23 protein-coding genes and 1 tRNA gene are annotated in these 24435 nt (G+C 54.7%); 20 read left to right on the top strand and 4 right to left on the bottom strand.

Annotated elements, in window-relative coordinates; translation table 11 throughout:
* The first annotated feature begins 57 nt into the window (after positions 1-57).
* A complete protein-coding gene (locus KJS42_RS03200) occupies positions 58-771 on the top strand; it encodes a MerR family DNA-binding transcriptional regulator (protein ID WP_244868362.1) in 714 nt (237 codons plus the stop codon).
* Between the two features lie 118 nt (positions 772-889).
* On the opposite strand, the gene KJS42_RS03195 is transcribed toward KJS42_RS03200, so the two are convergent.
* Both KJS42_RS03195 and KJS42_RS03190 read right to left on the bottom strand, forming a co-directional pair.
* Positions 890-965 (bottom strand) — tRNA-Ala (locus tag KJS42_RS03195).
* 126 nt (positions 966-1091) lie between these two features.
* Positions 1092-1400 carry a hypothetical protein gene (locus KJS42_RS03190; protein ID WP_193418453.1) on the bottom strand — a complete coding sequence of 103 codons (309 nt, stop codon included), beginning with the start codon at positions 1398-1400 and terminating at the stop codon, positions 1092-1094.
* Between the two features lie 164 nt (positions 1401-1564).
* On the opposite strand from KJS42_RS03190, the gene KJS42_RS03185 reads away from it, so the two are divergent.
* The 4 genes from KJS42_RS03185 to racE all read left to right on the top strand — a co-directional run bounded on the left by KJS42_RS03185 (position 1565) and on the right by racE (position 3845).
* Positions 1565-1852 (top strand): Dabb family protein, encoded by a 288-nt coding sequence (locus KJS42_RS03185; RefSeq protein ID WP_155604990.1) that lies wholly within the window; start codon positions 1565-1567, stop codon positions 1850-1852.
* A 24-nt stretch (positions 1853-1876) separates the two neighbouring features.
* Complete coding sequence (locus tag KJS42_RS03180; RefSeq protein WP_213621947.1) at positions 1877-2296, top strand: DUF86 domain-containing protein; 420 nt, start codon at positions 1877-1879, stop codon at positions 2294-2296.
* 120 nt (positions 2297-2416) lie between these two features.
* Positions 2417-2851 (top strand): YtxH domain-containing protein, encoded by a 435-nt coding sequence (locus KJS42_RS03175; protein WP_193418449.1) that lies wholly within the window; start codon positions 2417-2419, stop codon positions 2849-2851.
* A 175-nt stretch (positions 2852-3026) separates the two neighbouring features.
* Entirely contained in the window at positions 3027-3845 is an 819-nt protein-coding gene (racE, locus tag KJS42_RS03170; protein ID WP_155604991.1) for a glutamate racemase, read from the top strand.
* Between the two features lie 71 nt (positions 3846-3916).
* Here racE and KJS42_RS03165 read toward each other — a convergent pair whose 3' ends face one another.
* Positions 3917-4828 (bottom strand): diacylglycerol/lipid kinase family protein, encoded by a 912-nt coding sequence (locus KJS42_RS03165; RefSeq protein WP_193418445.1) that lies wholly within the window; start codon positions 4826-4828, stop codon positions 3917-3919.
* A 121-nt stretch (positions 4829-4949) separates the two neighbouring features.
* Between KJS42_RS03165 and KJS42_RS03160 the strand changes: the two genes are divergently transcribed.
* The 5 genes from KJS42_RS03160 to KJS42_RS03140 all read left to right on the top strand — a co-directional run bounded on the left by KJS42_RS03160 (position 4950) and on the right by KJS42_RS03140 (position 7674).
* A complete protein-coding gene (locus KJS42_RS03160) occupies positions 4950-5573 on the top strand; it encodes a TraX family protein (RefSeq protein ID WP_155604993.1) in 624 nt (207 codons plus the stop codon).
* A 128-nt stretch (positions 5574-5701) separates the two neighbouring features.
* Positions 5702-5941 carry a hypothetical protein gene (locus tag KJS42_RS03155; protein WP_155604994.1) on the top strand — a complete coding sequence of 80 codons (240 nt, stop codon included), beginning with the start codon at positions 5702-5704 and terminating at the stop codon, positions 5939-5941.
* Between the two features lie 82 nt (positions 5942-6023).
* A complete protein-coding gene (locus tag KJS42_RS03150; protein WP_155604995.1) occupies positions 6024-6326 on the top strand; it encodes an iron-sulfur cluster assembly accessory protein in 303 nt (100 codons plus the stop codon).
* A gap of 31 nt (positions 6327-6357) precedes the next feature.
* Positions 6358-6588 (top strand): YuzB family protein, encoded by a 231-nt coding sequence (locus KJS42_RS03145; RefSeq protein ID WP_155604996.1) that lies wholly within the window; start codon positions 6358-6360, stop codon positions 6586-6588.
* A gap of 120 nt (positions 6589-6708) precedes the next feature.
* Entirely contained in the window at positions 6709-7674 is a 966-nt protein-coding gene (locus KJS42_RS03140; protein ID WP_213621946.1) for an acetylxylan esterase, read from the top strand.
* A gap of 77 nt (positions 7675-7751) precedes the next feature.
* On the opposite strand, the gene KJS42_RS03135 is transcribed toward KJS42_RS03140, so the two are convergent.
* The gene (locus tag KJS42_RS03135; RefSeq protein WP_193418441.1) at positions 7752-8651 is read right to left on the bottom strand and encodes an AraC family transcriptional regulator; all 900 of its coding nucleotides are present in this window, start codon (positions 8649-8651) and stop codon (positions 7752-7754) included.
* Between the two features lie 387 nt (positions 8652-9038).
* On the opposite strand from KJS42_RS03135, the gene KJS42_RS03130 reads away from it, so the two are divergent.
* From KJS42_RS03130 to KJS42_RS03085, 10 genes are all read left to right on the top strand, one after another.
* Positions 9039-10172 carry a glycoside hydrolase family 183 protein gene (locus KJS42_RS03130; RefSeq protein WP_244868361.1) on the top strand — a complete coding sequence of 378 codons (1134 nt, stop codon included), beginning with the start codon at positions 9039-9041 and terminating at the stop codon, positions 10170-10172.
* 85 nt (positions 10173-10257) lie between these two features.
* Entirely contained in the window at positions 10258-11682 is a 1425-nt protein-coding gene (locus KJS42_RS03125; RefSeq protein WP_213621945.1) for an ABC transporter substrate-binding protein, read from the top strand.
* A gap of 2 nt (positions 11683-11684) precedes the next feature.
* On the top strand, positions 11685-12572 hold the full coding sequence (locus tag KJS42_RS03120; protein ID WP_213621944.1) for a carbohydrate ABC transporter permease: 888 nt from the start codon (positions 11685-11687) through the stop codon (positions 12570-12572).
* Between the two features lie 29 nt (positions 12573-12601).
* Complete coding sequence (locus tag KJS42_RS03115) at positions 12602-13429, top strand: carbohydrate ABC transporter permease (protein WP_193418435.1); 828 nt, start codon at positions 12602-12604, stop codon at positions 13427-13429.
* 24 nt (positions 13430-13453) lie between these two features.
* Positions 13454-15715: a DUF6259 domain-containing protein gene (locus tag KJS42_RS03110; protein WP_213621943.1), complete on the top strand. Its 2262-nt coding sequence runs from the start codon at positions 13454-13456 to the stop codon at positions 15713-15715.
* 638 nt (positions 15716-16353) lie between these two features.
* Positions 16354-17436 carry a glycoside hydrolase family 172 protein gene (locus KJS42_RS03105; RefSeq protein ID WP_213621942.1) on the top strand — a complete coding sequence of 361 codons (1083 nt, stop codon included), beginning with the start codon at positions 16354-16356 and terminating at the stop codon, positions 17434-17436.
* A gap of 22 nt (positions 17437-17458) precedes the next feature.
* Entirely contained in the window at positions 17459-19465 is a 2007-nt protein-coding gene (locus KJS42_RS03100) for a glycoside hydrolase family protein (protein ID WP_213621941.1), read from the top strand.
* Positions 19466-19629: 164 nt separating this feature from the next.
* Positions 19630-21402 carry a cache domain-containing sensor histidine kinase gene (locus KJS42_RS03095; protein ID WP_193418429.1) on the top strand — a complete coding sequence of 591 codons (1773 nt, stop codon included), beginning with the start codon at positions 19630-19632 and terminating at the stop codon, positions 21400-21402.
* A gap of 39 nt (positions 21403-21441) precedes the next feature.
* Positions 21442-23028 (top strand): response regulator, encoded by a 1587-nt coding sequence (locus KJS42_RS03090; protein ID WP_213621940.1) that lies wholly within the window; start codon positions 21442-21444, stop codon positions 23026-23028.
* Positions 23018-24346, top strand: coding sequence for an ABC transporter substrate-binding protein (locus KJS42_RS03085; protein WP_213621939.1), 1329 nt, complete (start codon positions 23018-23020; stop codon positions 24344-24346). Before KJS42_RS03090 ends, KJS42_RS03085 begins: the two co-directional genes overlap by 11 nt.
* Positions 24347-24435 lie beyond the last annotated feature (89 nt).

Here is a 24435-nt window from a genome sequence, read left to right as displayed (position 1 = left end):
ATCACTGCATTATTAACTTAAAACCTTATAAGTCTATGAATGTTAAGAGGTGAAGCCGTGACTTTGCGTCCACGAAAAACTGCGGATAAGTTTCATATCAGCGCCAGTACATTGCGGAATTATGAAGCGAAAGGGTTAATCCCTCCTTCTGCGCGTTCAGCCAATGGATATCGCATCTATACAGAGCGGCATGAAGCTTATTTGGCATGCATCCAAGCGATGTCTGTTGCATTTGGAATGGAAGTAACCACAACCGTACTCATCCACCTGCAAAAAAACGAATGGGACATCGCACTCTGGATCGTTAGGGAAAAGGAAATCATTCTCTACGAAGAAAGAGAGAGATTAGCCGGACTCATACGCGAATTGGAGCTTTATACCGACGGAACTAAAGAATTTGACCGGGAACAACTTTTCAATATTTATGAAGCCTCCCTTAAAACGGGAGTCCCTAAATCAACGATTCGATATTGGGAAAAGGAAGGGGTTCTTACGGTAGAACGAAATCCCGCGAACGGATATCGCTTATACGACGGGGTGCTTCTATTCAAAATCAGGTTGATGCAGGTGTTGCAAAGCTGCGTTTATTCGGAGGAAACCGTTGCGCTTAAACGTTCGCTGAAAAGAATAAATTCCCATCAGGTCGAGGAGTTTTTAACATATGCCCATCAGATGTCCGCTCATTTAAACAAGACGCTTCTGGCTCAGGTGAATGCACTTAGCCGGTTGTACGAGGTGATTGAAATGGAAGATCTTCGCACGAGTGAGTGAGGAAGTCAGATACAAAAACGCCCCAGGAAAACCTGATTGGTGATCAGGATCCGAGGCGTCTTTTGACACGTGGTATAAATAAAAAAACAGCTCCAAATGAGCTGTTAGACTTTATGTATGGTGGAGCCTAGGGGGATCGAACCCCTGACCTCATCGCTGCCAGCGATGCGCTCTCCCAGCTGAGCTAAGGCCCCGTGAGCGACTATTTCATTTTATTAAAATGCGGCCGGGCTGTCAATATCCCATTGCAAAAAAATGCGGCCCCCCAATTTCCGGCAACTAAGGGTTGCCGGAAAGGGAACCCGGCATAACACTATCGCTTACACCTTCATCGCCGTGATTTTTGCGGTCGGTGCGATAACTTGTCGCCCCGATTCATCGATCAACTCCAATGCATCTGGGCGAACCGCGACAAGTGTGCCGTTAATATCGGATCCGGCCGTCTCGATCGTGATCCGAAGACCGATCGAGGATTCAATCCGCTGGCGGGTATCGGAATCCGGAAAGGAGGCAGCCTCGAGCGCTTGCTCCAGATGCTCCACCCGGCTGGCCAGCAGCTCAAGCTCGGCTTGCAGCAGGCGAATTCGCCTTCGCAGCGGTTCGTGCAGCAGAAAACGCAGGATCGTCAATCCATTTCACCTCTTTTCAATCAGACTTCATCTCTAGTCAAAGAGACAATATATCATATGAAAATAGTTTGATAGAGTTCGGGTGGGGCTTACTTTCCGGCGGGTATCCTTTATGTTATGCTGAAAATAGATACTGAAAAGTTACGTGAGGAGAGGATTCATCCATGATCAAACATATCGTCTTGTTCAAACTGAAAGATGCGTCGCCGGAGAGTGTTGGACGTACGGTTGAGGTGCTGCGTGGCTTGCAGGGCAAAGTGGAGCAACTGAGAAGCCTGGAGGTGGGCACGGATGTGATCCGTTCCCCTCGTTCCTATGACATTGCGTTAATTGCAACCTTTGACTCGCTCGCTGATTTGGACGGTTACCAGGTTCATCCGGAGCATAAAAAAGTCATTGAGCACATGAACGAGGTACGTGAAAGCCAGGTTGCGGTCGATTTCGAATTCTAGGTTGGGCCGGAGGAGGGAATACCCGTGTATTATGTAAACCGGGAACAAATCGAACGCAGGCTGGAGCTGCTACCGGAATTGCTGCAGGCGTTACATGAATCCGCGTTGTCCGCTTCGACCTTGTTGGGGCGGTATGCCGAAGAACGAGCGCTGCATTTAGCCATCGAGATCGTAACGGATGTGGGCAGCTATTTGATCGACGGCTTCATCATGCGCGATGCGAGCAGTTATGAAGATATCGTAGACATCCTGCTGGACGAGAAAGTGATAGGTGCCACGCTGCATGCCACGCTGATTGAGTTGGTTCGTCTGCGGAAACCGCTAGTGCAGGATTATTTCGCTTGGGACCGGCAGGAGGTGATCGGGTTGAGGGAGCGACTGCCCGACGTCTTGCAGGATTTCTCGGCAAAAGTGCTGAAGTACCTTGATCAGGAAGGTGTTTGATCCGGTCTGGACAAGCCCAAAAATAATTCTATACAGGTGTGACCAGACGGGCCGTCGCTGCTTATAATGCATTATCGATATAGGCATTCGCGGAGAGATGCCGAAAAGGAGAGATGAGTCGTGAGCAAAGGAAATAAGGGTTGGTTATGGGGTGCTGCCATCGGTACGGTTGCCGGTGCGGTAACGGCGCTGCTGTTTGCTCCCAAAGCCGGGAAAGAACTACGCAAGGATATTGCCGACGGTGCTCGTCAGGTTGGCGAGAAGACACAAGAGGTTGCCGGTAAGGTGTCGGAGCAGAGCACCGTTCTAGTAGGTAAGGTGAAGGAAGCGGCGGGAGGCTTGATCAGCGAAATTCAAAGCCGTCTGCCTGCGAAGGATGCAGAGGAAGAGAACATGGCTCAAGTCTCTGAATTTGCAGCGGATGAGGAGTCCGTGGCCGATGAGGAGACGGTGGTCCTCGGCGTTGTAGCGGGGGAAGAAACGACTGAAGCCGACGTGCTGGAAGTCGCAACTTCAGAAGCGGCAGCAACCAGCGAAAGCGAAGAAGACAAATAACTCGTACGTACACGTTCACCCGAAAAAGGCCCGCTCCGGGTCTTTTTCCTTTTTTTTTCATCATAGTAGGTTTTCTTGTTCCACACTGCAAATTGAGTTAAGATTTAGGTACCCTTTGCAGAACGGAGTCATAAATTAACGAGAGGGAATTAAACTAAAACATGAAGGATGCGGTATGTTCGTGCAGCAAGCCATCGCTATACTAGACTCGGGAGTGGGAGGCCTCACCGTCTGCAAGGAAGTCATGAGACAGCTTCCCAGAGAAAAGATCATTTACTTCGGAGATACGGCCCGAGCTCCCTACGGTCCAAGATCGCCTGAAGAAGTCCGCTTGTTTACCGAGCAAATCGTCGATTATTTGATTCAGTTTCAACCTAAATTGATCGTAATCGCCTGTAATACGGCAACGGCGGCCGCGCTCGATTTCATTAAAGCGAAAGTGGATATCCCCGTGATCGGCGTGATCCACCCCGGGGCAAGAGCAGCCATCAGTGCCACCCAAACCGGTAAAATCGGTGTGATCGGAACATTGGGGACGATCCGAAGCGGGGCGTATACCGCTGCATTGCGAGAGCTTAATCCGCAAACCGAAATCATCAGTGAGGCTTGTCCCGAGTTTGTTCCCCTAGTTGAGCACGGGTTATATGAAACGAAAGAAGCGCTGCAAGTGGTACAGCAGTCGCTCCGGGGAATGAAGGAACACCCTATCGATTGTCTAATCCTTGGCTGCACTCATTATCCTTTTCTAAAAGATCCCATCCAACAGGTGATGGGGAATAAAGTGAAGTTAATCAGTTCAGCGGATGAAACCGCAAGGGAGATCAGTACCGTGCTACATCAGCGCGGTTGTTTGGCTCGAGGCAACCGGGTACCCGTACACCAGTTCTTCTGCAGCGGGGATGCGGAATTGTTTCGTAAGATCGCCCGCCAGTGGCTGGGCGAGCAAATCGAGCTGACACCGGTCGTATGGCAGGTGTCCAGCCCGGCGGGGTAAGCCATAAAAAAACCTTTGGCGGGTGGTCCTTTGCCCCGTCCAAAGGTTTTTTTGACCACGGACCGGACGTGTTAGCTCATTTCCGGCACGGGCCGCAGAATTTGAATGGCACCCGGATCCGCCGATGCGTTAAGCGGCGTGGCGGCAACATCTTCACCGTCCCCCAGGGCTAGGCGCGGGATCGGGCTGGACACCGTAATGTTCCGGCCCCTCAGCATCGTGACGAACGAAAACTTGGTATGAGCACCGAATAATACGGTGGGAAACAATAGCAGCAGTTTCAATTTCGAGCAATCATGCACGATACAGAGATCGAGAACGCCGTCATCCGGCTTGGCGTCAGGACAGATGGACAGTCCGCCGCCATAGCTGTCCACATTGTTGACGGCCGTCAGCCAGGCTGACTCGAAATGATAAGCAATCCCATCACAGTCAATATTCAATGGACCCGGACGGAAAGTGAGAAGGGTATGAAAGATGCCGATAATATATGCCAGTCTGCCGAGTCCAAGGGCATTGCATATTTTCTTGTAGCGGCTCTGGTTCACGTTCCGGGCCACCTCGGCGTCGAAGCCCACGGCCAGTGCGGTTAAGGTGCTGCGATCCTCGACGGTAATCAAATCGGCTGTAACCGATCGTCCGCTTAGCATCACCTCGAGCGCGGCACGCGGACGACGCGGGATCCCAAATCCACGGGCGGTATCATTGCCCGAGCCAGCCGAGAATACGGCTAACGGTACACCGGAGTGTCGCAGCGAAGGCAGCAGGCTATGGATCGTGCCATCACCGCCAACGACGCCCACCGCTTTCCAAGTCTCCTGGCCGGACAATCGGCCCCGAAGAAATGTATGCGCTTGCTCGCGGCTGTCCGTAAAGGCATGCTCGTAAGGGATCCCCCGTCGGCGCAGCAGTTTACTGATTTTGTTCCAAACTCGGCGGCCTTCGCCATTGCCTGCATTTGGATTCACGATAAACAAATACATGATGACTCCCCTATCTATGTTGGAAGCGCCATAGCGGCGTAATTTCAGTCTACTGAAGTTTTGAATAAATGAAAATCAAAATTTTTGTAAACCTCTTGGATGGACGAAAGGAGTGTAGGCCATGCAACTGATCGCCATGATCACCATGCTGATCGACCATGTCGGGCTGCTGTTTTTTCCCGGAGAAGTGCTGTGGCGTATTATCGGGCGGATTGCCTTTCCAATCTATGCCTATGCGCTTGTCCAGGGTCATGTGCATACCTCCAATTACCGGAAATACGCACTTCGTTTGTTTCTGCTCGCTGTCTTATCGCAAATTCCTTATCAATTGGCTTTCGATACGAACGGGTTAAACGTTGTGGCCACCTTGTTTGTCTCCTCCTTGGTTATACGTATGCTTGATGCAGCCAAACCGGGACCGCTATCCGCAGTGATCATCGCCGGCGTCTGCGTAATGATGGAAGTGCTTCCGTTTGATTACGGAGCGTATGGGCTGCTGTTAGTCCTGATTTTCAAATATGCCGAACAGGGTAAAGCAGTGACGATGCACCTGCTTTTGAACCTTGTCTACTTGTTCGCCTATGGATGGGTGATTCAATTGGCCAGCATTCTGCCAACGATCGTGATTGCATATGGGCCGGGATTGTGGCGAAAACTCGAAACCTGGCGGCTTCCCCGATGGGTATGGAGGGCTTTCTATCCTGCGCATTTGGTGGTATTGGCTTTGCTTGTGTACCTGTTGTAACCGTTGGAGCCAGGGAATACGAAAGAAGGATCCGGGGATAACCCGGATTTTTTTGTGCCATGAAACATGTTAAAATAGGGTATCTTAAGGGGATAGAAATGACTAGCTGATGACAGGGAGGGATGGAGATGAAATGGAAAAGCTGGTGGTCGCTTCGTCATTGGTCCCATATTTTTCGTCGGACTCTCCCGCTGTTGACTTCGGGTGAAATTCCGTTTACCGACAAGCTGTTGTTGGTCGTACCGGCGCTGCTCTATTGGGTTCTGCCGGATGTGCTTCCGTGGATTCCCATCGACGACATGGCCGTGACGATGCTGTTGATGGATTGGTTCGTCACCCGGGCGGAGCGTAAAATCCCAAAGGCTTAGCGTTTGGCCTTGCTTGTTGGGCGGCGTTTCTTTACAATAGGAATGTTAGAGGAAGATATTTTTGTGCGATAGGAGAGATCATATGAACGTCAAAATTACCCGCAATGCGGCGAAAGTGATACAAAAGGAACTGGCGAAGGAAGAGAACCAAGGAATGGTGTTGAAGGTATTCATCACCCATTCTCACGGCGACCATGCCCACTACGGACTGGATTTGGCCAAGCCGGCCGACGCCGACCAAATCGTTAAAACCGACAAGGAGATCGATGTGATCGTGGAAGGTACCGATCCGTTACTTGACGGCGTGAAGATCGATTACTTGTATTTCCCGGAGGAAGGTTTCGTTATCACCAACCCATCCAAAGGCAATCACGGGGATCACTAAGCTTTAGCTAACGATAAAGAAGGGACCAGGCATGGCTAACGATATTCGGATTTGCGATAAATGCAATCATATCCGCATGAAGACGTTTGTACCGAAGCTGCAAAAGCTCGCGCCGGACGCCGAGATCAAAGTCGGCTGCAAATCGTATTGCGGTCCGTGCGGCAAAAGAGCGTTCGTATATATTAACGGCAGATACGTCAGCGCACCGACAGAAGACGAGGTGCTGGAGAAGGCTGCACCGTTTGTGAAGAAACCGAAATGATGGAATAAACAGACGTAAAAATCCGCTACTCGAGGCGATCTAACGATCCATGTCTCGGGTGCGGATTTTTTTGGTAGAATAAAACCAGCCTATTTATTCCATCACAAAAGGAGGCGGATCATGGGAGCGATTCAGGAACGCATGGCGGATGTGGCACGTTATCGGGCGGAGGGTACGGCCAGGGAGGACTTTGACGAGTTTTGGAGCCGGACCCTGGAACGGGTTGTGGCCAAGCCGCTGCACGACCGTCGGGAGTCAGTTGCCACGTTTATGCAGGGGGTTGACGCTGAGCGCGTGCAGTTTGAAGGGTACGACGATACGCCGCTGCACGGTTGGTATTTGGTCCCAAAGGGCACGGAAAGGCAAGGGCGTAAGCACGCTTGTCTAGTGATTTACCAAGGGTACCAATGTCACCGGGGAATTCCGGAGAATTATGCGATTTGGCTGCAGATGGGCTATGCTGTTTTTGCAGTGGATACACGGGGACAGACCGGAGAAACGGGGAATCATCTGTCCTCTGCCCGAGGTACTATCAAAGGTTGGATGACTCAAGGGGTGCTGGAACCGGAGAACTTCTACGGATTGGCCATGACGATTGACGCCTGGAAAGCGCTGCAATGGGTGAGCGCTCAACCCGAGATTGATGCGGAGCGGATCGGGGTGTATGGAACGAGCCAAGGCGGAGGGTTAGCGTTACAGATGGCGGCGTTAAGCGAGGTTCCCCGCGTGGCCGTCGCCAATGTCCCGAACTTGTGCCACCTGGAATTCGCGTTGATGAATTCGACCGGTTCTGTCTCGGAAATCGCCGAGTTCGTAGCCCAAACTCCGGGAGCGTTGGAGCAGGTACTTACGACGCTGAGTTATTTCGACAATTTGAATTTAGCCGAGAAAATCAAGGTTCCCGTGCTATACTCGGCGGGCTTCAAGGATTTGATCTGCTGGCCGGAAACGATCGCTGCCGCCTACAACCGTAATCCCGCAGCGGGCAAGGAGCTGCTGCTTTACCCGTTCATGGGGCACGAGGAAGGGCCCGACGAGCATCGTTTGAAAGCCTATGCCTTCTTGCGCGAGCATTTGCGTCCTTAAGTGGCGTGGGACGATGTTTTCGCCTCCCATCCATCTCGGGCTGCCTGGCGTACGACTTGCCGGGCGGCCAGTCTGGCTTAGGTCGATTTTGAATTCGTGCGCATGAACTGGCGGGGGGACATACCCTCGGTCTGTTTGAACGCTTTGCTGAAGGAGTATACATTACTGTAACCGACCTTTTCGGCGATCGTGGACAAGGACAAGCGGTTAAACATCATCAGTTCCTTCGACTTCTCGATCCGGTAGCGGATTTGGAACTGATGGGGCGTCAGGTCGAACGTCTGCTTGAAGATGCGGGAGAAATGGAATAAGCTGAGGCAAGCGATCTTGGACAACGTCTCCAGCGGGACCGTCTCGTTGTAATGCTCCATGATATAGGTGACCGCCCGTTCCATCGCGCGTTGGTGCATGACAAGATGCGCATTGTCGTTCGCCTTCAGCCCTTTCTGCAACAAATAAAGAATGCGCAGTACCAGCGATTTCTGCATTAATGGATAGTCGGCGTCGCGCCTTTCGTAGGCATGAATGATCTGCATCAGCGTTTTGTGCACCTCGGCATGGTTGCCGATACGCAGGACGTTGGGAAATCCGAAGGCCCTCCCCAGGATGTCGGGGCGGAGCCAAGCCAACTCTTCTTCGGTGCATTCGCTGCGATTTTTGAAATTGATCGGCACCTGTTCAAAATCCTCGTAATACAGCACGTCAAAATGAATGTGCGGCATCCAGCACTCTCCCCGCGATTCCACGAACGCATGCTCCAGTCCTGGTTTGAACAGCAGAATATCCCCGGGCTCGGCGACGAACGTTTCGTTCTCCACGCGGATGGTGAGCTCCCCCTTTTCCATATACAGCAGCTCATAGTCAAAAATGATGCGAGGCGCCAGCGTCATCTCGTCGACCCGGTGATTCCAGGCTCTCCGAACGTTGGGCGATAAACGATGAATCAAGTCCTGAAGCGTCATTGGCTGATTGTCCATCCGTTCCTCCTGTGTAGCAAGATTGGAAACAAATCCTCCATCCATGGAAACTAAATGATCTTCTAATCATATATAGAATTTCCGCAATTTGATAGGGTCGCTGCTAGAGATGAGATCTTGATTGGGACACAATAGCAAGAATGGATAAAAAATCACAAATCCCAACATAGAACTAGGCGGGAGGATCATGTAAAATTCAAATATGTAATCGCTTTCAATATATCATGGTTAAAACCGAATCGAAAGGGGGCTTAACGTGGTGGAAGCGAAGCCAACGATTTCGCCCAGGCGAAGGAGCATGTTTCCACAATCTGCAATCGATTGCAGAATAGCGAGAAAGCCATTTTCAAGCGCCCTAAGGGGACGACGATAAGGGGATGAATACCGTTGCGCAGCTTGTCGTTGATGTTGCTCTCCGCGATGCTCCTATTGACCGCTTCCTGCGGCAAGGAGCCGTCTGGAATCCCTCGGACGACGGCGCCCGTGGGGGAAACGTTTATTTTAAAGAACACTGCCAATCTGCAGCAAATCGCCCAGCTGACCGGCAAGGATTCGCTGAACCCTACGGTTCGGTACGCCGTTTACGGAACCGATTTAGGTTCGATGTTCACGATGGGGGATCAAACCTACTTCGTCTTCGGCGATACGTTTGGCGAAAGGCCGGATGGGATGACGGGAGGGGGCGGCAGCTTTTGGAGATCCAACGTCATGGCCTACAGCTCGGACACCGATCCGACCGACGGGATCACGTTCGACGGGATGATTACGGATGAGGTCGGGCTGGCCAAAGAACTGATCCCGTCGAAGAAGCTCGATTACGACGAGATGACCGTGATCCCTACGCATGGTTTGGCCGCAAACAAAGCCATGTACCTTTACTATATGTCGGTCCAACATTGGGGGGATCCCGGAACATGGGATGTCAATCACTCCGGAGTGGCTAAATCGGAAGACGGCGGGGAGCATTGGTCGGTCGTGGAAGGGCTCCAGTGGCCGGGAGACAGCGGGTTTATCCAGGTGAGCCCGTTCAAGACCGGGGACGGCGAGGAAGCAGAAATCTATTTCTGGACGATCCCGTCGGGCCGTTTCGGCGGCGTCAAGCTGATGCGGGTCAAGGAACAAAACCTCGAGGACCTCAGCAGCTACGAATATTTTGCGGGCGAGGGCGAACAAGGAGAACCGAGATGGAGCAAGGACATGGACCAAGCCAAGCTCGTGGTGGACGACACCGTCGGGGAGCTGTCCGTGATCTGGAACCCCGGGGTGGAGCGGTGGCTGATGACTTATTTGAAGGAAGGCCAGGGCGTCGTCCTCCGGGAAGGCTTAACCCCCTGGGGGCCGTGGGGTGACGCGCTTGATTTGGTTCCGGCTGCCGATTATCCGGGATTGTACGCGCCTTACATGAATGACCGGTTTCTTGCGGACGACGGGCGGACGATCTATTTTACCTTATCGCTTTGGGATCCGTATAATGTGTTCTGGTTCAAAGCCACGCTGGAAGAATCCGGCCCCGGCGATTGAGCCCATAAGGGTGTTCCGCTAAGGTTTAAGCGCCTGAAGGCGTTTAAATAGAAGTTTTGCCGAATAAAAAAGGGAGGTTAACCAAATGAAACAGCGTCGTTTGAAAGGATTGTCGTGGACATTGGGATTGCTGCTGATCGTAGCCATGCTCGTAACCGGCTGCGGGGGTGCGGGGAACGGCGGGAATGCCGCTTCGGGCGGAAATGCGGAAACGGCTGGCGGAAACGCCGCCGAGGAAACGACGACCGGCGATAACGCGGCTCCGAAGGAGAAGGTCAAGATCGAGTTTTGGGCTAATAAGTTCGAGGAGACGACCGATGCCTGGTTCAAGAAATGGACGGACGAATTCAACAAGACACATGACGATATCGAAGTCAAGCTGACGATCGTGCCGGGAGACGCCTGGGCGCAAAAGCTGAAAGCGGCGCAAGCGGCCGGCAAGGCGCCCGACGTGATGACGATGAACTACAGCAATCTCGCGCCGTCGGCGAAGCAAAGCCAGATCTTGCCGCTGAACGACTATCTGGACCCTAGCTTGATCGATGACCTGCACGACAATGTCAAGGGTTTCGTCACGGTGGAGGGGAAGTATTATGCTTATCCGATGCTGGTTGAGCCTTCGGCGGTGTTGTATTACCGGAAAGATTTATTCGAAGCCGCCGGGCTGGATCCGGCTAAGCCGCCGGTGACGTGGGCCGAGTTGATCGATTATGGAAAGAAACTCACCAAAAACGGCGTGTACGGCTTATCGACGGCCCAAACCGCCGGTGACCTCGGATGGTCGAGTTGGGGCCTGCAATATAACGCAGCCGGGCATCTTCCGATCACGGACGACTGGTCCAAAGCGGATGTCATGGACGACGGCTACAAGGAGCTGCTGAACTTCTACAAGACGCTGTACCAGGAAGGGATCATGCCGAAGCAGCAATTGGCCGGTTACGCGGATGCGGCGCCGTTCGGGCAAGGGAAGACCGCAATGCAGATCAGTGGATCGTGGTCGATCGGCTTGTTCCGCAACGAATACAAAAACATGCTGGACAATATTGGCGTCGCCCCGATGCCTTCGATCGACGGTGATCAGACCAAAACGACCGCTACACTGGGCGGCTGGACGCTGGTCGTCGACGGTAAGTCCAAACATCCCGAAGCGGCTGCGGAATATATCGGCTGGCTGCTGGCCGGCGATCCGAATATAATGATCGACTTCTTCAGAACGAGCCAATTCTCCAAGTTCTCGCCGCGCAAATCGGTAGACGAAGCGATGAACCAGGATCCAGACGCGAAAACCGACGAGTGGCGCAAGCTGATTTCCGAGAAAATCGTGCCTTATTCCGAAGCGGAGCCGGTGTATCCTTGGGACATCAGCATGTTCTTTGCCACTGCGATTGAAAAGGCCATGAAAGGCGAGGACGTCGATAAGGCGCTCGCGACCGCGGAGAAAGAAATCAACAATTTCATCGAGAAGCAGAAGCTGGCAGGGACGAACCCGAGAGCTAACGGCGGTGAATAAGGATGCATCGCTCCAAGCATCGTTATGAGAACAAAGTGGCGTACGCGATGCTGCTGCCGATTCTGGCGCTGCTCACCGTATTCGTCATTATCCCGTTCGCGTATGCCATCCAGGTCAGCTTCTACGATTGGAGTTTTTATCAGGATTCGGTTTACGTCGGGTTCCGCAATTTCGCGAACGTATTGACCGATCCGCTGTTTACGAAGTCGATCCTGATCGGCCTTCGCTTCTCGCTGATGGTCGTTCCGGCCCAACTGGTGCTGGCCTTCCTGTTCGCTCACGTGATCAAAGGCATGGGAAGACGCTGGTCCGGGTTCGTGAAAACGTCGATCTACATTCCGACGATCATCTCCGGCATCATCGCCTCGATCGTCTTCGCGTTTATCTACGATTACGACGCCGGCTTGGCTAATTACCTGCTCGGGTTGTTCGGGCTGGAGAAGTTGGCTTGGATTGCCGACGTCCGGACGGCGCTCGCGAGCCTCGCGGTGCCGGTCGTATGGCTCGGCTTCGGAATTACGACGCTGATCATGCTGGCCGGATTGCTTGACATCCCGGAGAGCTACTACGAAGCGGCCGAACTGGAAGGAGCCGGCGGGCTGACGAAAATGCTGCGGATAACGCTGCCGCTGCTGAAAAACGTCATTTTGTACCTGCTGATCACCGGCTTCACCGGGGCCGTTCAGCAGTTCGAGCTGCCACTCGTCATGACCGGCGGCGGACCGCTCAACGAGACGCAAACGCCGAACCTGTACATTTTCAACCATTTCCGGAACGACGTACTCGTAGGTCACTCCATCGCTTCGGCGCTGATGTTGTTCCTCGTGCTGGGCAGCATCTCCGCGATCATCTTCAAGGTGCTGAATTCGGATAAAGCGGTGGACGGTTAAATTCAACCCGGATGGAGGACTAAGAGACGATGAATAACAACAAAGCGTTGTTCGGCAAAATCGTCCTGCATGCCGCCGGCATTCTGGTCGCCTGTATCGCATTGTTTCCCTTGCTGTGGATGGCGATCGCCGGATTCAAGGCCAAAACGGAGGTGCTGTCCACGCCGTTCCGGTTTTTCCCGGAGCGGTGGTTGGTCGGCAATTACATCTCCATACTGCAGGACAACATGTTTCTCAAATCGATGATCATTACGTTCGGAGGGGCGGTGTTATTCGCCGCGTTAAGCCTGGCGATTAACGCCTCTGCCGCTTATGTGTTCGCCCGTCTGGAGTTCCGCTTCAAGCGGGTGCTATGGGTGTACGTCATCATGACGATGTTCATCCCCGGCATGGCGATTCTGGTGACTTCGTTTATCGTCGTGACCAAGCTGCAGATGCTGGATACGCTGGCGGTACTCGTGCTGCCGGGCGTTGCTTCTGCCGGACACATGTTTTTCATTCGCCAGTTTTACCTCAATATTCCGCTGGCGCTGGAGGAAGCGGCTTTGATCGACGGAGCGGGACGCTTCAAAATTTTCACGCATATCTTCTTGCCGATGTCGTATCCGGTGTTCGTTATCGTCGGCATCGGCTCGTATCTAGGTTACTGGAACTCCTTCGTTTGGCCGACGATGACGGTTACGAACGTCAACCTGTTTCAAATCATGCAGTATCTGGCCACCTTCCGCTCGGAGCGCGGGACGGAGATGGGGATGCTGATGGCCGGATCGAGCCTGGCGGCCGTGCCGACGATCGTGCTCTTCCTGATCTTCCAGAAATACATTATTCGCGGCATCAAAATTTCCGGGTTGAAGTAACGACGGCGAAAGGAGGAAGTTTGAGTGATCGAATTGGAAAACTCCCATCTGTACGTGGGACTCAGAGAGGAGAACGGCGCGATCGTTTCCCTGCGCGATCCTTCAAATGGACGGGAATACGTCGAAGCGGGACGCCTCGGGGACGACGTCTTTCGGCTGGAGACCGAAGCCGGTACTTCGGGCGGGTTTCGCGGATTTACTTACGAAGTCCGGCAAGGTGAGGGATATCGGGAGTGCCTGCTCCGCTGGCAAAGCGAGGCAGGGCCGGTGGTTACCGGAACGATCCGGTTGCGGGAGGATGCGGATCAGTTGGAATTTCGCTGCGGGGTGGATAATGACGCGGATGGACCGCCCGTCATCAGCTTGGAGTATCCGATCCTTTCGGGTCTCCGGGCGATCACGGACAGTGGCGAGGACGACGTTGTCGTCCACAGCTTTGCCACGGGATTTCAGGTCCGAAATCCGCTGAAGCATTTCCGGCAGGATGGAATGGGCTTCCGCTACATGCCTTATCCGGAGAGCTTCTCCGGCGCGGCGATGCAGTTTTTTGCCTATTATGGCAAGGGACGCGGCGGTTTGTATTTTGCGGCGCTGGATCCGGAGGGTTATGCCAAGTGGCTCAACTTCTACAAGAACGATTGCGGCCGGCTGGAAGCGTCCTTCATTCACGCCTGCGAGGATATCGGAGCCGGCAAAGGTATCGAGGTTCCTTACGCGATGGAGATGCGGCTGCTACGCGGCCGGGGTTGGCCTGAAGCCGCCGGTCTCTATAAGGCTTGGGCAGTTCAGCAGCCGTGGTGCGCGAGAGGAACTTTGGCGGAGCGGCGGGACCGCGGCGAAATGGAGTTGTTCCGTTGGTTGTACGAGGAGGCGGGCGCGGCCACGTTCGGCATCAATGCCGGCTACGACCGGACGAAGTGGCTGCGCAAGTACCGCGAGCGGATTGGGACGCCGCTATTCCATATCCTCGGTCCGGATTGGAGCAATGCGCCGCAGACGTTCGGTCGGGGCGTGCCCGGCGGCTATGACGACTGGTTCCCGACCCACTTCAACCCGGACAACATCGCTTGTATCCGCGAGCAAGGCGATCGGTTTGCTCCGTTCGAATTCGATTATCTGTTCAATTTCGGCGGGGCGGACGGGGAACGAGCCAGAGCGGCCGCCCAACGTTTTCCGGAGGACAAAAAGAGCATCGATGCTTACCGGTTCCCTTTCCTCTGTCCGGCAGCCCCCTTTACCCGAGAGTTTCATCGGCGCCGGGACGAAGCGCTTCAACGGGAAGCGGACGTGGATGCGATTTACTACGACATTTCGGCGAACAACATCCTGAAGACGTGCCTTGACGAAAGTCACGGGCACCCGGTCGGCGGGGGCAAAGCGATTAACGAGGCTTACCGGACCAATTATGCGGAGACGAAAGCGGCGATGGGGCAAGTGGCAGGACGATATGTGCCGATGGGCACGGAGATGATGAACGAGACGGTTCTGGATGTGCTCGACTTCTACCAGGCCCGCGCCGGCGGTCAACCGGCCGCTCCATTGGAGGGTTACCCGTTCCGGGACCTGCTGAAATCGGGGGACGCGGAGCTGGTTCCGCTGTTTGCCTACGTGTACCACGAGTACGGTCCCGTCAGGCTGGACGGCTGGGGCAAGCTGACGGCGGAAATCGGCGACCTGTTTTATTTCACGGTGGCGCGAACGTATTTGTGGGGTGGGCTGTACGAGCTTAATTACGAATACAGCCCGATGGAAGAACTGGACGGCGTGGAGAACGGGAGCGACGAGCATTACGCTGTATTCGAGCCGCGGGGGTATGCTTTTGCGGAGGAGCGCGCCGGCTACCTGGGCTTATTTGCGGCTTTGCGAACCGGCGCGGGCAATAAGTATCTCGCTTACGGCGAAATGCTGCCGCCGCTTCCCCTAGATTCCGGCCGGGTGACGTTGGATTGGTTCCACTACAACCACGGGATCGGTTCCCCGGAGTATAACGATGCGGGGAGCTTAAGCGTGGAGAGGATCGTTCATGCGGGATGGAAATACCGCGACGAAAGCGTCGGGTTATTCTTCGCCAATATAGGCGAGGAAGTTCGGGAGGTGGCGGTATGCCCGGGCGATCTTCCCGTGTCCGAACTTGTCACGGAGATGCGTTGCCATGTGTATTCGCCGGGACCGGAGCATCGGAAATCCGAAACCGTCCAGGCGATTGCGCGGGAGCTCAAGTTGACGATCCCGCCGCGTAGCGTCGTTTTGTTGGAAGCGTTGATGCATCCCGTGAAGCTTACGTAGCCAAGACTTCCGTGGCGCGACGGAACGCAGCAGTTCGTAACGGTCGCAACGGATCTCATCGTATCGTATCGGATCGTATCGGATCGGATCACATCGGATCACATCGGATCGCGGCGGTCGCAACGAATGTAACGGAACGTAGTGACCTTATTTTCGTATTTCCCGGCTATTTCCCGCTGTAACGGAATCCAGAGACCTTATTGGACCCTTACGGTGCCCCATTAGCCGCTTTTGGCCGGAATAAGGTCTCCTAGTTCCGTTAGAATCGGAAGCTGCCCCCAAAGCAGTGAATAGCGCCTCTGGCTTCCGTTAGCTTGCCAGTGGAGTGTACCTGGATGAACATGAGTATGCGGCAAGTAAAAAGTTTGGGATAGCAGCTTAAGATAGCCGGGTGAAAGACTCACGTGAGCCTATAACGGAAGAAAATGGCGCTATTTCGGCGATCTTCTTCATTTCAAGTGAAATAAAGGAAGTATATGGCGCTATTCTTGTCAAATCCCTGCATTTTGCACGATTCATTGAAAAATAAGGCCCAAAAGTTCCCCTATTGATGATAATCAGGCTTAAGTTAGGAAAATAAGACCATAATGTTCCGCTATTTTTCGAATGAACAATATTTATCAAGGAGAGAGATGACCATGAACCCATTTAACGGACTAGATCTAGGATTAGGCAACTTGTACCGGATGTCGCCGGCGAAGACGCGCTCGATCAGCGCGGAGAATTTTACCGGCGCCAAAGGCCAAGGCGGCATGGCCACCGAAGGCACGGGGGCGGAATGCGCCCGCGACCTCGGCCAGGGCTGGAAAATATCGCCGTCGGTGAACATCGCGCCGGGGCAGACCTTTACGGTAGCGGACATCGACGGGCCGGGAGCGATTCAGCATATTTGGCTGACCTGCTTCCCGGACAGCTGGCGACATCTGATTTTACGGATGTACTGGGACGGCGAGAGCGAGCCGAGCGTGGAAACGCCACTGGGCGATTTCTTCTGCAACGGCTGGTGCGAGCGCAGCAACGTCAACTCGCTGCCGGTAGCGGTGAACCCAGCCGGCGGGATGAACAGCTATTGGGTGATGCCGTTCCGACAAAAAGCCAAAATCACGGTCGAAAACCGGATGGGGTCGTCGGTCGTCTTGTATTATCAAATCGATTACACCTTGACTGAGGTCCCGGACGATGCCGCTTATTTCCATGCCCAATGGAGTAGAAGTAATCCGCTTCGCTATAAGGACGTGCACGTGCTGTTGGACGGCGTCCGCGGAAAAGGCCACTACGTGGGCACTTATCTGGCTTGGCAGGTGAACAACAACGGTTGGTGGGGCGAAGGGGAGATCAAGTTCTACATGGACGGGGATCAGGAGTATCCGACCATTTGCGGCACGGGCACGGAAGATTACTTCGGCGGTGCATGGAATTTCGAGCAGCCGAAAGGAGAATACGCCTCCTTTTCTACGGCTTACTTAGGTCTCCATCAGATCATTAAGCCGGACGGCTTGTACCGGAGCCAGCAGCGCTTCGGCATGTATCGCTGGCACGTGATGGACCCGATCCGGTTCGAAAGCGATCTGCGCGTCACGATTCAGGCGCTCGGTTGGCGTTCCGGCGGCCGGTATTTACCGCTGCAGGACGACATCGCCTCCGTTAGCTATTGGTATCAATCGGAGCCACATGCGGATTATCCGCAGCTACCGGATAACGACGGGCTGGAAGTCATTTAAGCGAATCCAAGGAGGGAATGACATGCTAGGCAACATCTCGCTCGGCCCGGACCTGTCGGAATTCGTAGCGTCAATCGCGTACGATTTCATCGGGGGTAAGGAGCCGGAGGTAAATGGCAGCGAGCCGGAACCCGGCGTGTACCGATTTGGGCTGACGTTTCGCCTGGATCGTCCGGTCCGGCAGGATGATTGGAGGGTAAAGGTCATACCGGCCTTTGCCCCCTCTTTCCATTGGGCGCCCCATTTGACCCCGACCGACTGCCATGTGATCGATCAGCACAGCTTCCGCTCTCCGGCGTTGATCGTCCGGGATAACCGGCGGATGCTGGCGCTGATTCCCGACCTCGACGTGCTGGGAGAAGGGACGCAGGTCCGCTGGTACATGGATAATGACGCTTCCCGAAACGAGCTTGTGCTGGGCATGGGCGAAAGCCGGGTAAAGGAACACGTGCTTTACGAAAGAAAGCCCGGAGCTAGTTACGCCGCAGGCAGCGTGAAGGTTGGCTTTTACCTGATGGTCAGCGATGCGCCGGAGGCGCTGACCAACCCGTGGCGAACGGTCTTGCGGTTCCTTTGGGAGCGGTGGGGGGCGCCGCTTTACCGGACTGGGGCTCCCTTAACCGCGCCGCTGGAATCGTTCGTGTGTCACGCGTACTGTTGGGCGTTCGAGCATTGGGAACGGCAGGTGTGGCAGGAGTTCGAGCTGAACGGGACCCGGGTAGGGGCCCCGGCGTTCATCGTCAACGTTACGCAAAGCCCGAACTTCCCCGGACCGGCAAGCGAACGGGAAACCCGCTCCATCTGGAATCAGGCGTGGTTCAGTTCGCTTCGCTCAGCAGCGGGCGTGTTCCGTTATGGCCGGGAACAGAATGACTCGGACCTGATCCGGCGGGCCAGATTGACGAAGGAGCTGGCGTTGTCCGCCCCGCAGCGCGGTGGTTTTTTTCCGTCGGTGATCGCCACGGAGATGGAGCAGGTCCAACTCGGAGGCGCGCTTGTCCGCCGCTCCAAAGGTTGGGACACTGCGTATTGGGGAAATTCCGACCGCAATCCGCTGTCGGACAGACGGATCAAAGAGGCGCCTTATCATATCGCTGATATGAGCTGGACGGCGCTATGGATGCTCCGGTGGTACGGGGAGCTGGAGCGGGACCCGCGGTTGTTGGCCTATGCCGTTCGTTACGGGGACGCGTTGATCGCGCTTCAGGATGCGCTTGGTTTTTTTCCCGCTTGGCTGGATTGGCATACCCTGGAACCGCTCGAAGCGTTGCGTGATTCGCCGGAAACGGCGGTTACCGTCACGTTTTTGCTCCAGCTTGGCGAAATGACCGGCCAGGCCCGCTATACTCAAGCCGCGCTGCAGGCAGCGAAGACGGTCGCGGAGCAGGTGGTGCCCGAGGGGCGCTGGGAAGATTTCGAAACGTACTGGTCCTGCTCGGGGTTTGGCGGCAAGGATCATGTCGGCCGGAAGTATGCGCGCAACAATATGTATAAGCAGTGCAATTTATCGATGTTTTGGGCGGCGGAGGCGTTTCTCGAATGCTTCCGACGTACCGGGGAACCGCATTATTTAGCGACAGGGGAGCGATGTCTGGACGAAATGCTGATGACGCAAGCCTCTTGGCAGCCCCCGTACCTGCATGTCGATGTATTGGGAGGATTCGGGGTCATGAACGCCGACGGCGAATGGAACGATTCCCGGCAAAGCCTGTTCGCCGAGCTGATTCTGGAGTATGGCCGCGAGCTGGGCAGAACCGAATATCTCGAACGCGGGCTGGCCGCGCTTAAGGCCTCCTTCGTCATGATGTATTGCCCGGAAAATCCGAAGACGAAAGCGCAATGGGAGGAAGCGTTTCCTTTTTTCGGGGAACGGGATTACGGTTTTATGATGGAAAACTACGGGCATGGAGGGGAGGTGAACGAGCAGGGAGTCGGGATGGGCGAGTTTACGATTTTCGATTGGGGCAACGGGGCAGCGGCGGAAAGTTACTTGCGAATCAAAGCGCATCATCCGGAATTGGACATTTGAGGCTGGAATGGGGCGGCTGAAACCGGGAATTTCAGGGATGAATCCGATTTCTTTTGCCGAAACGGAAACGGGGTCGTATACTTTGGTTAGAGATCTGCAATCGATCCCACAATTTGGAATTTCCCATCATGTAAGCGCTTTATGACTGGAGGAGAAACGCCCTGATGTGGACTAGGCTCAAAAACGCCAAACTCCGGAACAAGCTGATGCTGATGCTTGTGCTGTTTATTTTGACGCCGCTGGTGTTTGCCGGATTTATTTTCTACCGGAGCTCCAGCAATTTCGCTGCCGAGCGGGCCGACCGCGAAGCGCTGCAGTCGCTTCATCTGGTCCGGAGCAACGTTGACCAGCTGCTGTCGGAGATTGAAAACCGCATGCTCGCGATTTACGACAACGGGCCGCTCATCGAGCAGCTTAGCCGGATGGACGGCCGAAATTCGAAAGGGGTCCAGCCGAACGCCGAAGACAAGGTCAATCGGTTTCTGCGCGATTCGCTGCGCGGCAAGGAGGACATCGACTCGATTTACCTGCTCGCGAGGAATGGGGCGATGTATTTTGCCGACATCAAGGGCTCCGGCGTGTTCCGGCCGATCCTGGAGCGGCATCCCGAATGGACGGGGGCTGTCGAGGCGAGGGCGGGGCAAATTACGTGGCTGCCGACGTACGAAATGCCCGCGAATAACTATTTCAACTACTCGACCTACTACATCCCGGCAGGCATGCTGGTAAAAGACGTGACGGATTCCTTGCAAAATATCGGCGTGCTGATGATGAACGTCAAAATTTCCGCGCTGGATCGCATCGTGAAAGGCGTCAGCGTGAGTCCGCAGGGCGTCATTTTGATCGCGGACGGCGACGGGAACATCGTATGGCACGGCAACGACGAGGCCTACCGGCTAAAGCTTGCGGATCAGGCCTTTTTCAAGGAGATGGTCGCAAGCGGGGACGCGTTATCCCGGCAGGACTTGAACGGGAAGCCTTACCGCATCGGCATGGAGCGCTCCGACTACAATGGCTGGTACTATTTTTCGTTAATCCCACAGTCGGACGTTGGGCAAGAATCAGGTTCGCTGAAGCGTTTTTTTATCGTTACGTTATGCGTCTTCGCGTTGTTATTCGTGCTGCTGGCCTGGCTGACGACCCACTACATCACCAAACCGATCCGCCAGATGGCGGTGGCGATGAAACGGATCCAGAAAGACAATTTCGAATATCGACTACAGGCGCAGTCGGAGGACGAAATCGGGTTGCTGCAAAGCTCTTTCAACAGCATGAGCAGCCGGATCAACGACTTGATCCACGAAGTGAAGGTCATCTCCGAACAGGAAAAAGAAGCGGAGGTCAAAGCGCTGCAAGCGCAGATCAATCCCCACTTCGTCTACAACACGCTGGACGCGATGAACTGGATCGCGATCGAAAAGGAACAGCCGGAGATCAGCGGCATGATTACGTCGCTGAGCGATATCATGCGTTACGCGATCCGGCCGGGCGCTCCGCTGGTCACGATCGAAGAGGAACTGAAATGGGCAAGGAATTACGCCTATTTGCAAGAGATGCGGTTTGAGGAACGGTTCGAAATCGGGTTTGACGTCGATCCGTCCATTTACGGCTATAAAGTGCCACGCCTGCTGCTACAGCCCTACCTGGAAAACTCCATTTTACACGGGATGGAGGAGATGGAATCGGGCGGGCGCATTGATGTGTCGATGGCGCTGCAAGAGGACGGCCGGGCCATCTTGATCCGCATCCAGGATAACGGCATCGGGATTTCCGAGGAAAAGCTGCAAATGATTCGCGACCGGTTGGTGCACGGCATCGGGATGTATAACCTGAACGACCGTCTGAAGCTGGAATACGGGCCGGAGTTCGGCGTTCAGGTCAACTCCGTTTACGGGCAAGGAACGACGATTACGATCGTCATTCCGGCAATCGCTTGATAAGGCGAAACCTAGATCAATCAAACAGGGGGATATGACATGTATAAAGCATTGATCGTCGACGATGAGCCGAAGGTCCGCAGCGGACTCACCAAGCTGATTCCCGCCCTGGACGCCGAATGGACGGTCGTGGGCCAAGCCAAGAACGGAAACGAAGCGCTGGAGCTCGTGCGCAGGGATATGCCCGATCTCGTGATTACTGATATCCGTATGCCGAACATGAATGGTTTGGACTTGCTGAACGTGCTGCGGGAATATCCGGTTCAGGTCGTCATTTTGTCGGGGTACGGTTACTTCGAATACGCCAAAACCGCCATCCGGTTCGGGGCATTCGACTATTTGCTCAAGCCGCTGAAACCGGATGAAGTTCGTGATCTGCTCGGTCGTTTGAAAAAAGAAATCAGCAAGCCAGTAACCGGCGCTTCGGCGATTTCCGCCGACTTCCACTACGCCAAGTTGTGGAAGGATTGGCTGCTAGGCATCGAGGACTCCGCCGACCATCTGGACCGGCTGCGCGGCCAACTACCCGAAGGCGTCAAGAATTATTGCGTCATCGCGATCGATATTGAGGATTTCGACGAGCTGGTGACCGAAGACCAATGGGGAGACCGTCAGCTGGTGGTGTTTGCCGTACGGAATGTCGCGTACGAAATTCTGCAAAACCGGGAGGGTCTGGGCAGCCGGTTTTTGTTTGCGAGCGCGTCGCAAATCTATTTTCTGCTGCTCGGCGGGCCTTGTCCAAGGGACGTTTATGAATCGATGATTTATGAGGTTCGCCGTTGGGTGCGGATCTCCATTTCGGTGGGGATCAGCGGCCGCGCGGGCGAATTCGCCGAGCTGCCCCACGCCTTTGCTGAAGCGCGCGAAGCGTTGTTGAACCGTTGGATTTACGGGAGCGGTCTCGTGCATGAGCATGGGGAATTGGCGAACACGGAAGGAAACGGGAACGCCCCCGGCTATCCGAGCGAACTGGACGAGGCGCTCGTGTTAGCGCTTCGCGAAGGAGACGGCGCGCGGGCGCGGGAAACGCTGCGCCGCTTCGTCGGCACGGTACTGGAGCAAAACGTCGTTTACCCGGTCTTTCACGGGTATTGCCTTCAGTTGTTATCCTCCGTCGTTCGCTATGTGCACGAGCAGAGAATCACCGCGCTGGTCTTCCAAGATGAGCTTAAGCCTTACGAATGGTTTCAGGTGAATTTCTCCGCCGACGAGTTCATCCGGTTCGTCGATGAGCTGACGGCGGCTGCGATCGACAAGGCGGAATGGAAAAAGCAGCAGAAGCACAACCGGACGCTGGAAACGGTGGTCGGCTTTATCCATCGCCACTACATGCAGGATATTTCGCTGAACGACGTGGCCGGCAAGGCAGGCATGAGCAGCAGTTATTTCAGCTCCTTTTTCAAGCAGGAGATGGGGATGTCGTTAATCGAGTATTTGACCCAGTTTCGGATGGATAAGGCGAAAAACCTGATGATGGACCCTGATCTGAAGCTGTATAACATTTCGGAAATGGTCGGGTATCAGGACGTGAAATACTTCTCGCGGCTGTTCAAAAAAACGGAGGGTGTGACGCCGGGAGAGTATCGGCAATTTTTCTACCGGAAGGACGAGGACGATGAAAAGTAGGGTGATTTGGCGTTGGCTGCTGCCGATCATGGCCGTAACGCTGCTGCTTACCGCTTGCCGGACGTCGCCGCAGCCTGCGGCGGAACGCGGGGACCTTGATATTTTGCTGGATCATCCGGAAGTCACGCAGGCCGATCCGGACCGGATCGTCCTGCATCTGCTGAGCTTTCATACCGGCCAAGAGTTCGAGTTCTGGAAATGGCTGGGCGAGCAATATACGCGAGAGCATCCAAACGTGGAAATCCAGGTCGATTTCATCTCGAGCGACGACTACTTTACTGATAGCAAGCTGCTGGCTTCGTTTGCTTCGGGGCATGGGCCGGACGTGTTTTTCGTATCCCCGGGAACGATCCGGCGGTTCGAGAATGCTGGGATTCTGGAGCCGCTTACCGCGGAATTCTCGCCGGAGATCCGGCAGGATTTCAACGATGCGGCGCTGGAATCGGTAACGCTGGGCGGGCAAATTTACGCGGTGCCGTTCGAAACGGAGCTGCTGGGCTTGTACTACAACGAAGCGATGTTCCGCGAGAAAGGGATTCGACCGCCGGCGACTTGGGCGGAATTGGAAGCAGCGGCTCAGGCGTTGAAGTCGCCGGGCGTCAGCGGGCTGACGATGGAGACGTTCCAAAGCGTGTATCAAAATTTCGCCTGGCTCCCTTTTTTGTGGCAGACCGGGGCGGATTTGGTGTCGGAAGACGGTCGGACCTCGGGATTGGATGCTCCCGGCGCCGACAAGATGTTCCGGTTCTTCCGCGACATGGCGGATCGGGGACTGCTGAATATGCACCCGTCCCGCCCAACGACGGACATCGGCATCCTAGCCAGCGGCGAAACGGCGATGCAGGTCAGCGGCACCTGGAATATCCGCATGCTGGAGACGATTTACGCCGACAAACCGATCGGCGTCGTTCCGCTTCCCGTGCCTGACGGCGGACAGCCGGTCACGATCGCCGGAGGGTGGAAGATTGGCGTGAACCATTTCAGCAAAAACGCGGACGAGGCCAAGAAATTCGTGATGTGGGCGTTTGCCGGCGAACCGGAACTTCCGCTGAAGTGGGTCAGTGAGGTCAAGTTTGCCTATTCCCCACGCAAATCGGTTATGGAAGCGGGCGGTGAATTGTACCAAAAAGGCTTGCGCCAGGTGTTCACGGAGCAGATTTACGGTACGGAGCGGCAGGAGCCACAGTATCCAGCGGAAATCAGCGGCATTTTCACGGATTCGCTCCAGCGTCTGCTGTACGGTGGAGCGCTGCCCGATGATCTTGCTGCCAGCACCTATCGGCAAATTACCGACTACCTGACGGACAGCGAAAAATAATCCACCCTCCGAAATTATTTCCCGTTACGAGCATGAATCCCCGGCGACTATACTGAAGTCGACCACAAATGAAAGGGGATTCATAAGAG

It is taken from the genome of Paenibacillus sp. J53TS2 (assembly GCF_018403305.1).
Classification (GTDB): domain Bacteria; phylum Bacillota; class Bacilli; order Paenibacillales; family Paenibacillaceae; genus Fontibacillus; species Fontibacillus rhizolycopersici.
Note: the sequence above shows the minus strand (reverse complement) of the source record. Positions and strands in the feature narration are given on the sequence as shown.

Coding starts and splice junctions, on each gene's coding strand:
- KJS42_RS03125 (WP_213621945.1), top strand. CDS start 10,258: ATGAAACAGCGTCGTTTGAAAGGATTGTCGTGGACATTGGGATTGCTG.
- KJS42_RS03160 (WP_155604993.1), top strand. CDS start 4,950: ATGCAACTGATCGCCATGATCACCATGCTGATCGACCATGTCGGGCTG.
- KJS42_RS03115 (WP_193418435.1), top strand. CDS start 12,602: ATGAATAACAACAAAGCGTTGTTCGGCAAAATCGTCCTGCATGCCGCC.
- KJS42_RS03165 (WP_193418445.1), bottom strand. CDS start 4,828: ATGTATTTGTTTATCGTGAATCCAAATGCAGGCAATGGCGAAGGCCGC.
- KJS42_RS03135 (WP_193418441.1), bottom strand. CDS start 8,651: ATGGACAATCAGCCAATGACGCTTCAGGACTTGATTCATCGTTTATCG.
- KJS42_RS03145 (WP_155604996.1), top strand. CDS start 6,358: ATGGCTAACGATATTCGGATTTGCGATAAATGCAATCATATCCGCATG.
- KJS42_RS03140 (WP_213621946.1), top strand. CDS start 6,709: ATGGGAGCGATTCAGGAACGCATGGCGGATGTGGCACGTTATCGGGCG.
- KJS42_RS03120 (WP_213621944.1), top strand. CDS start 11,685: ATGCATCGCTCCAAGCATCGTTATGAGAACAAAGTGGCGTACGCGATG.
- racE (WP_155604991.1), top strand. CDS start 3,027: ATGTTCGTGCAGCAAGCCATCGCTATACTAGACTCGGGAGTGGGAGGC.
- KJS42_RS03085 (WP_213621939.1), top strand. CDS start 23,018: ATGAAAAGTAGGGTGATTTGGCGTTGGCTGCTGCCGATCATGGCCGTA.
- KJS42_RS03155 (WP_155604994.1), top strand. CDS start 5,702: ATGAAATGGAAAAGCTGGTGGTCGCTTCGTCATTGGTCCCATATTTTT.
- KJS42_RS03150 (WP_155604995.1), top strand. CDS start 6,024: ATGAACGTCAAAATTACCCGCAATGCGGCGAAAGTGATACAAAAGGAA.
- KJS42_RS03185 (WP_155604990.1), top strand. CDS start 1,565: ATGATCAAACATATCGTCTTGTTCAAACTGAAAGATGCGTCGCCGGAG.
- KJS42_RS03100 (WP_213621941.1), top strand. CDS start 17,459: ATGCTAGGCAACATCTCGCTCGGCCCGGACCTGTCGGAATTCGTAGCG.
- KJS42_RS03095 (WP_193418429.1), top strand. CDS start 19,630: ATGTGGACTAGGCTCAAAAACGCCAAACTCCGGAACAAGCTGATGCTG.
- KJS42_RS03105 (WP_213621942.1), top strand. CDS start 16,354: ATGAACCCATTTAACGGACTAGATCTAGGATTAGGCAACTTGTACCGG.
- KJS42_RS03090 (WP_213621940.1), top strand. CDS start 21,442: ATGTATAAAGCATTGATCGTCGACGATGAGCCGAAGGTCCGCAGCGGA.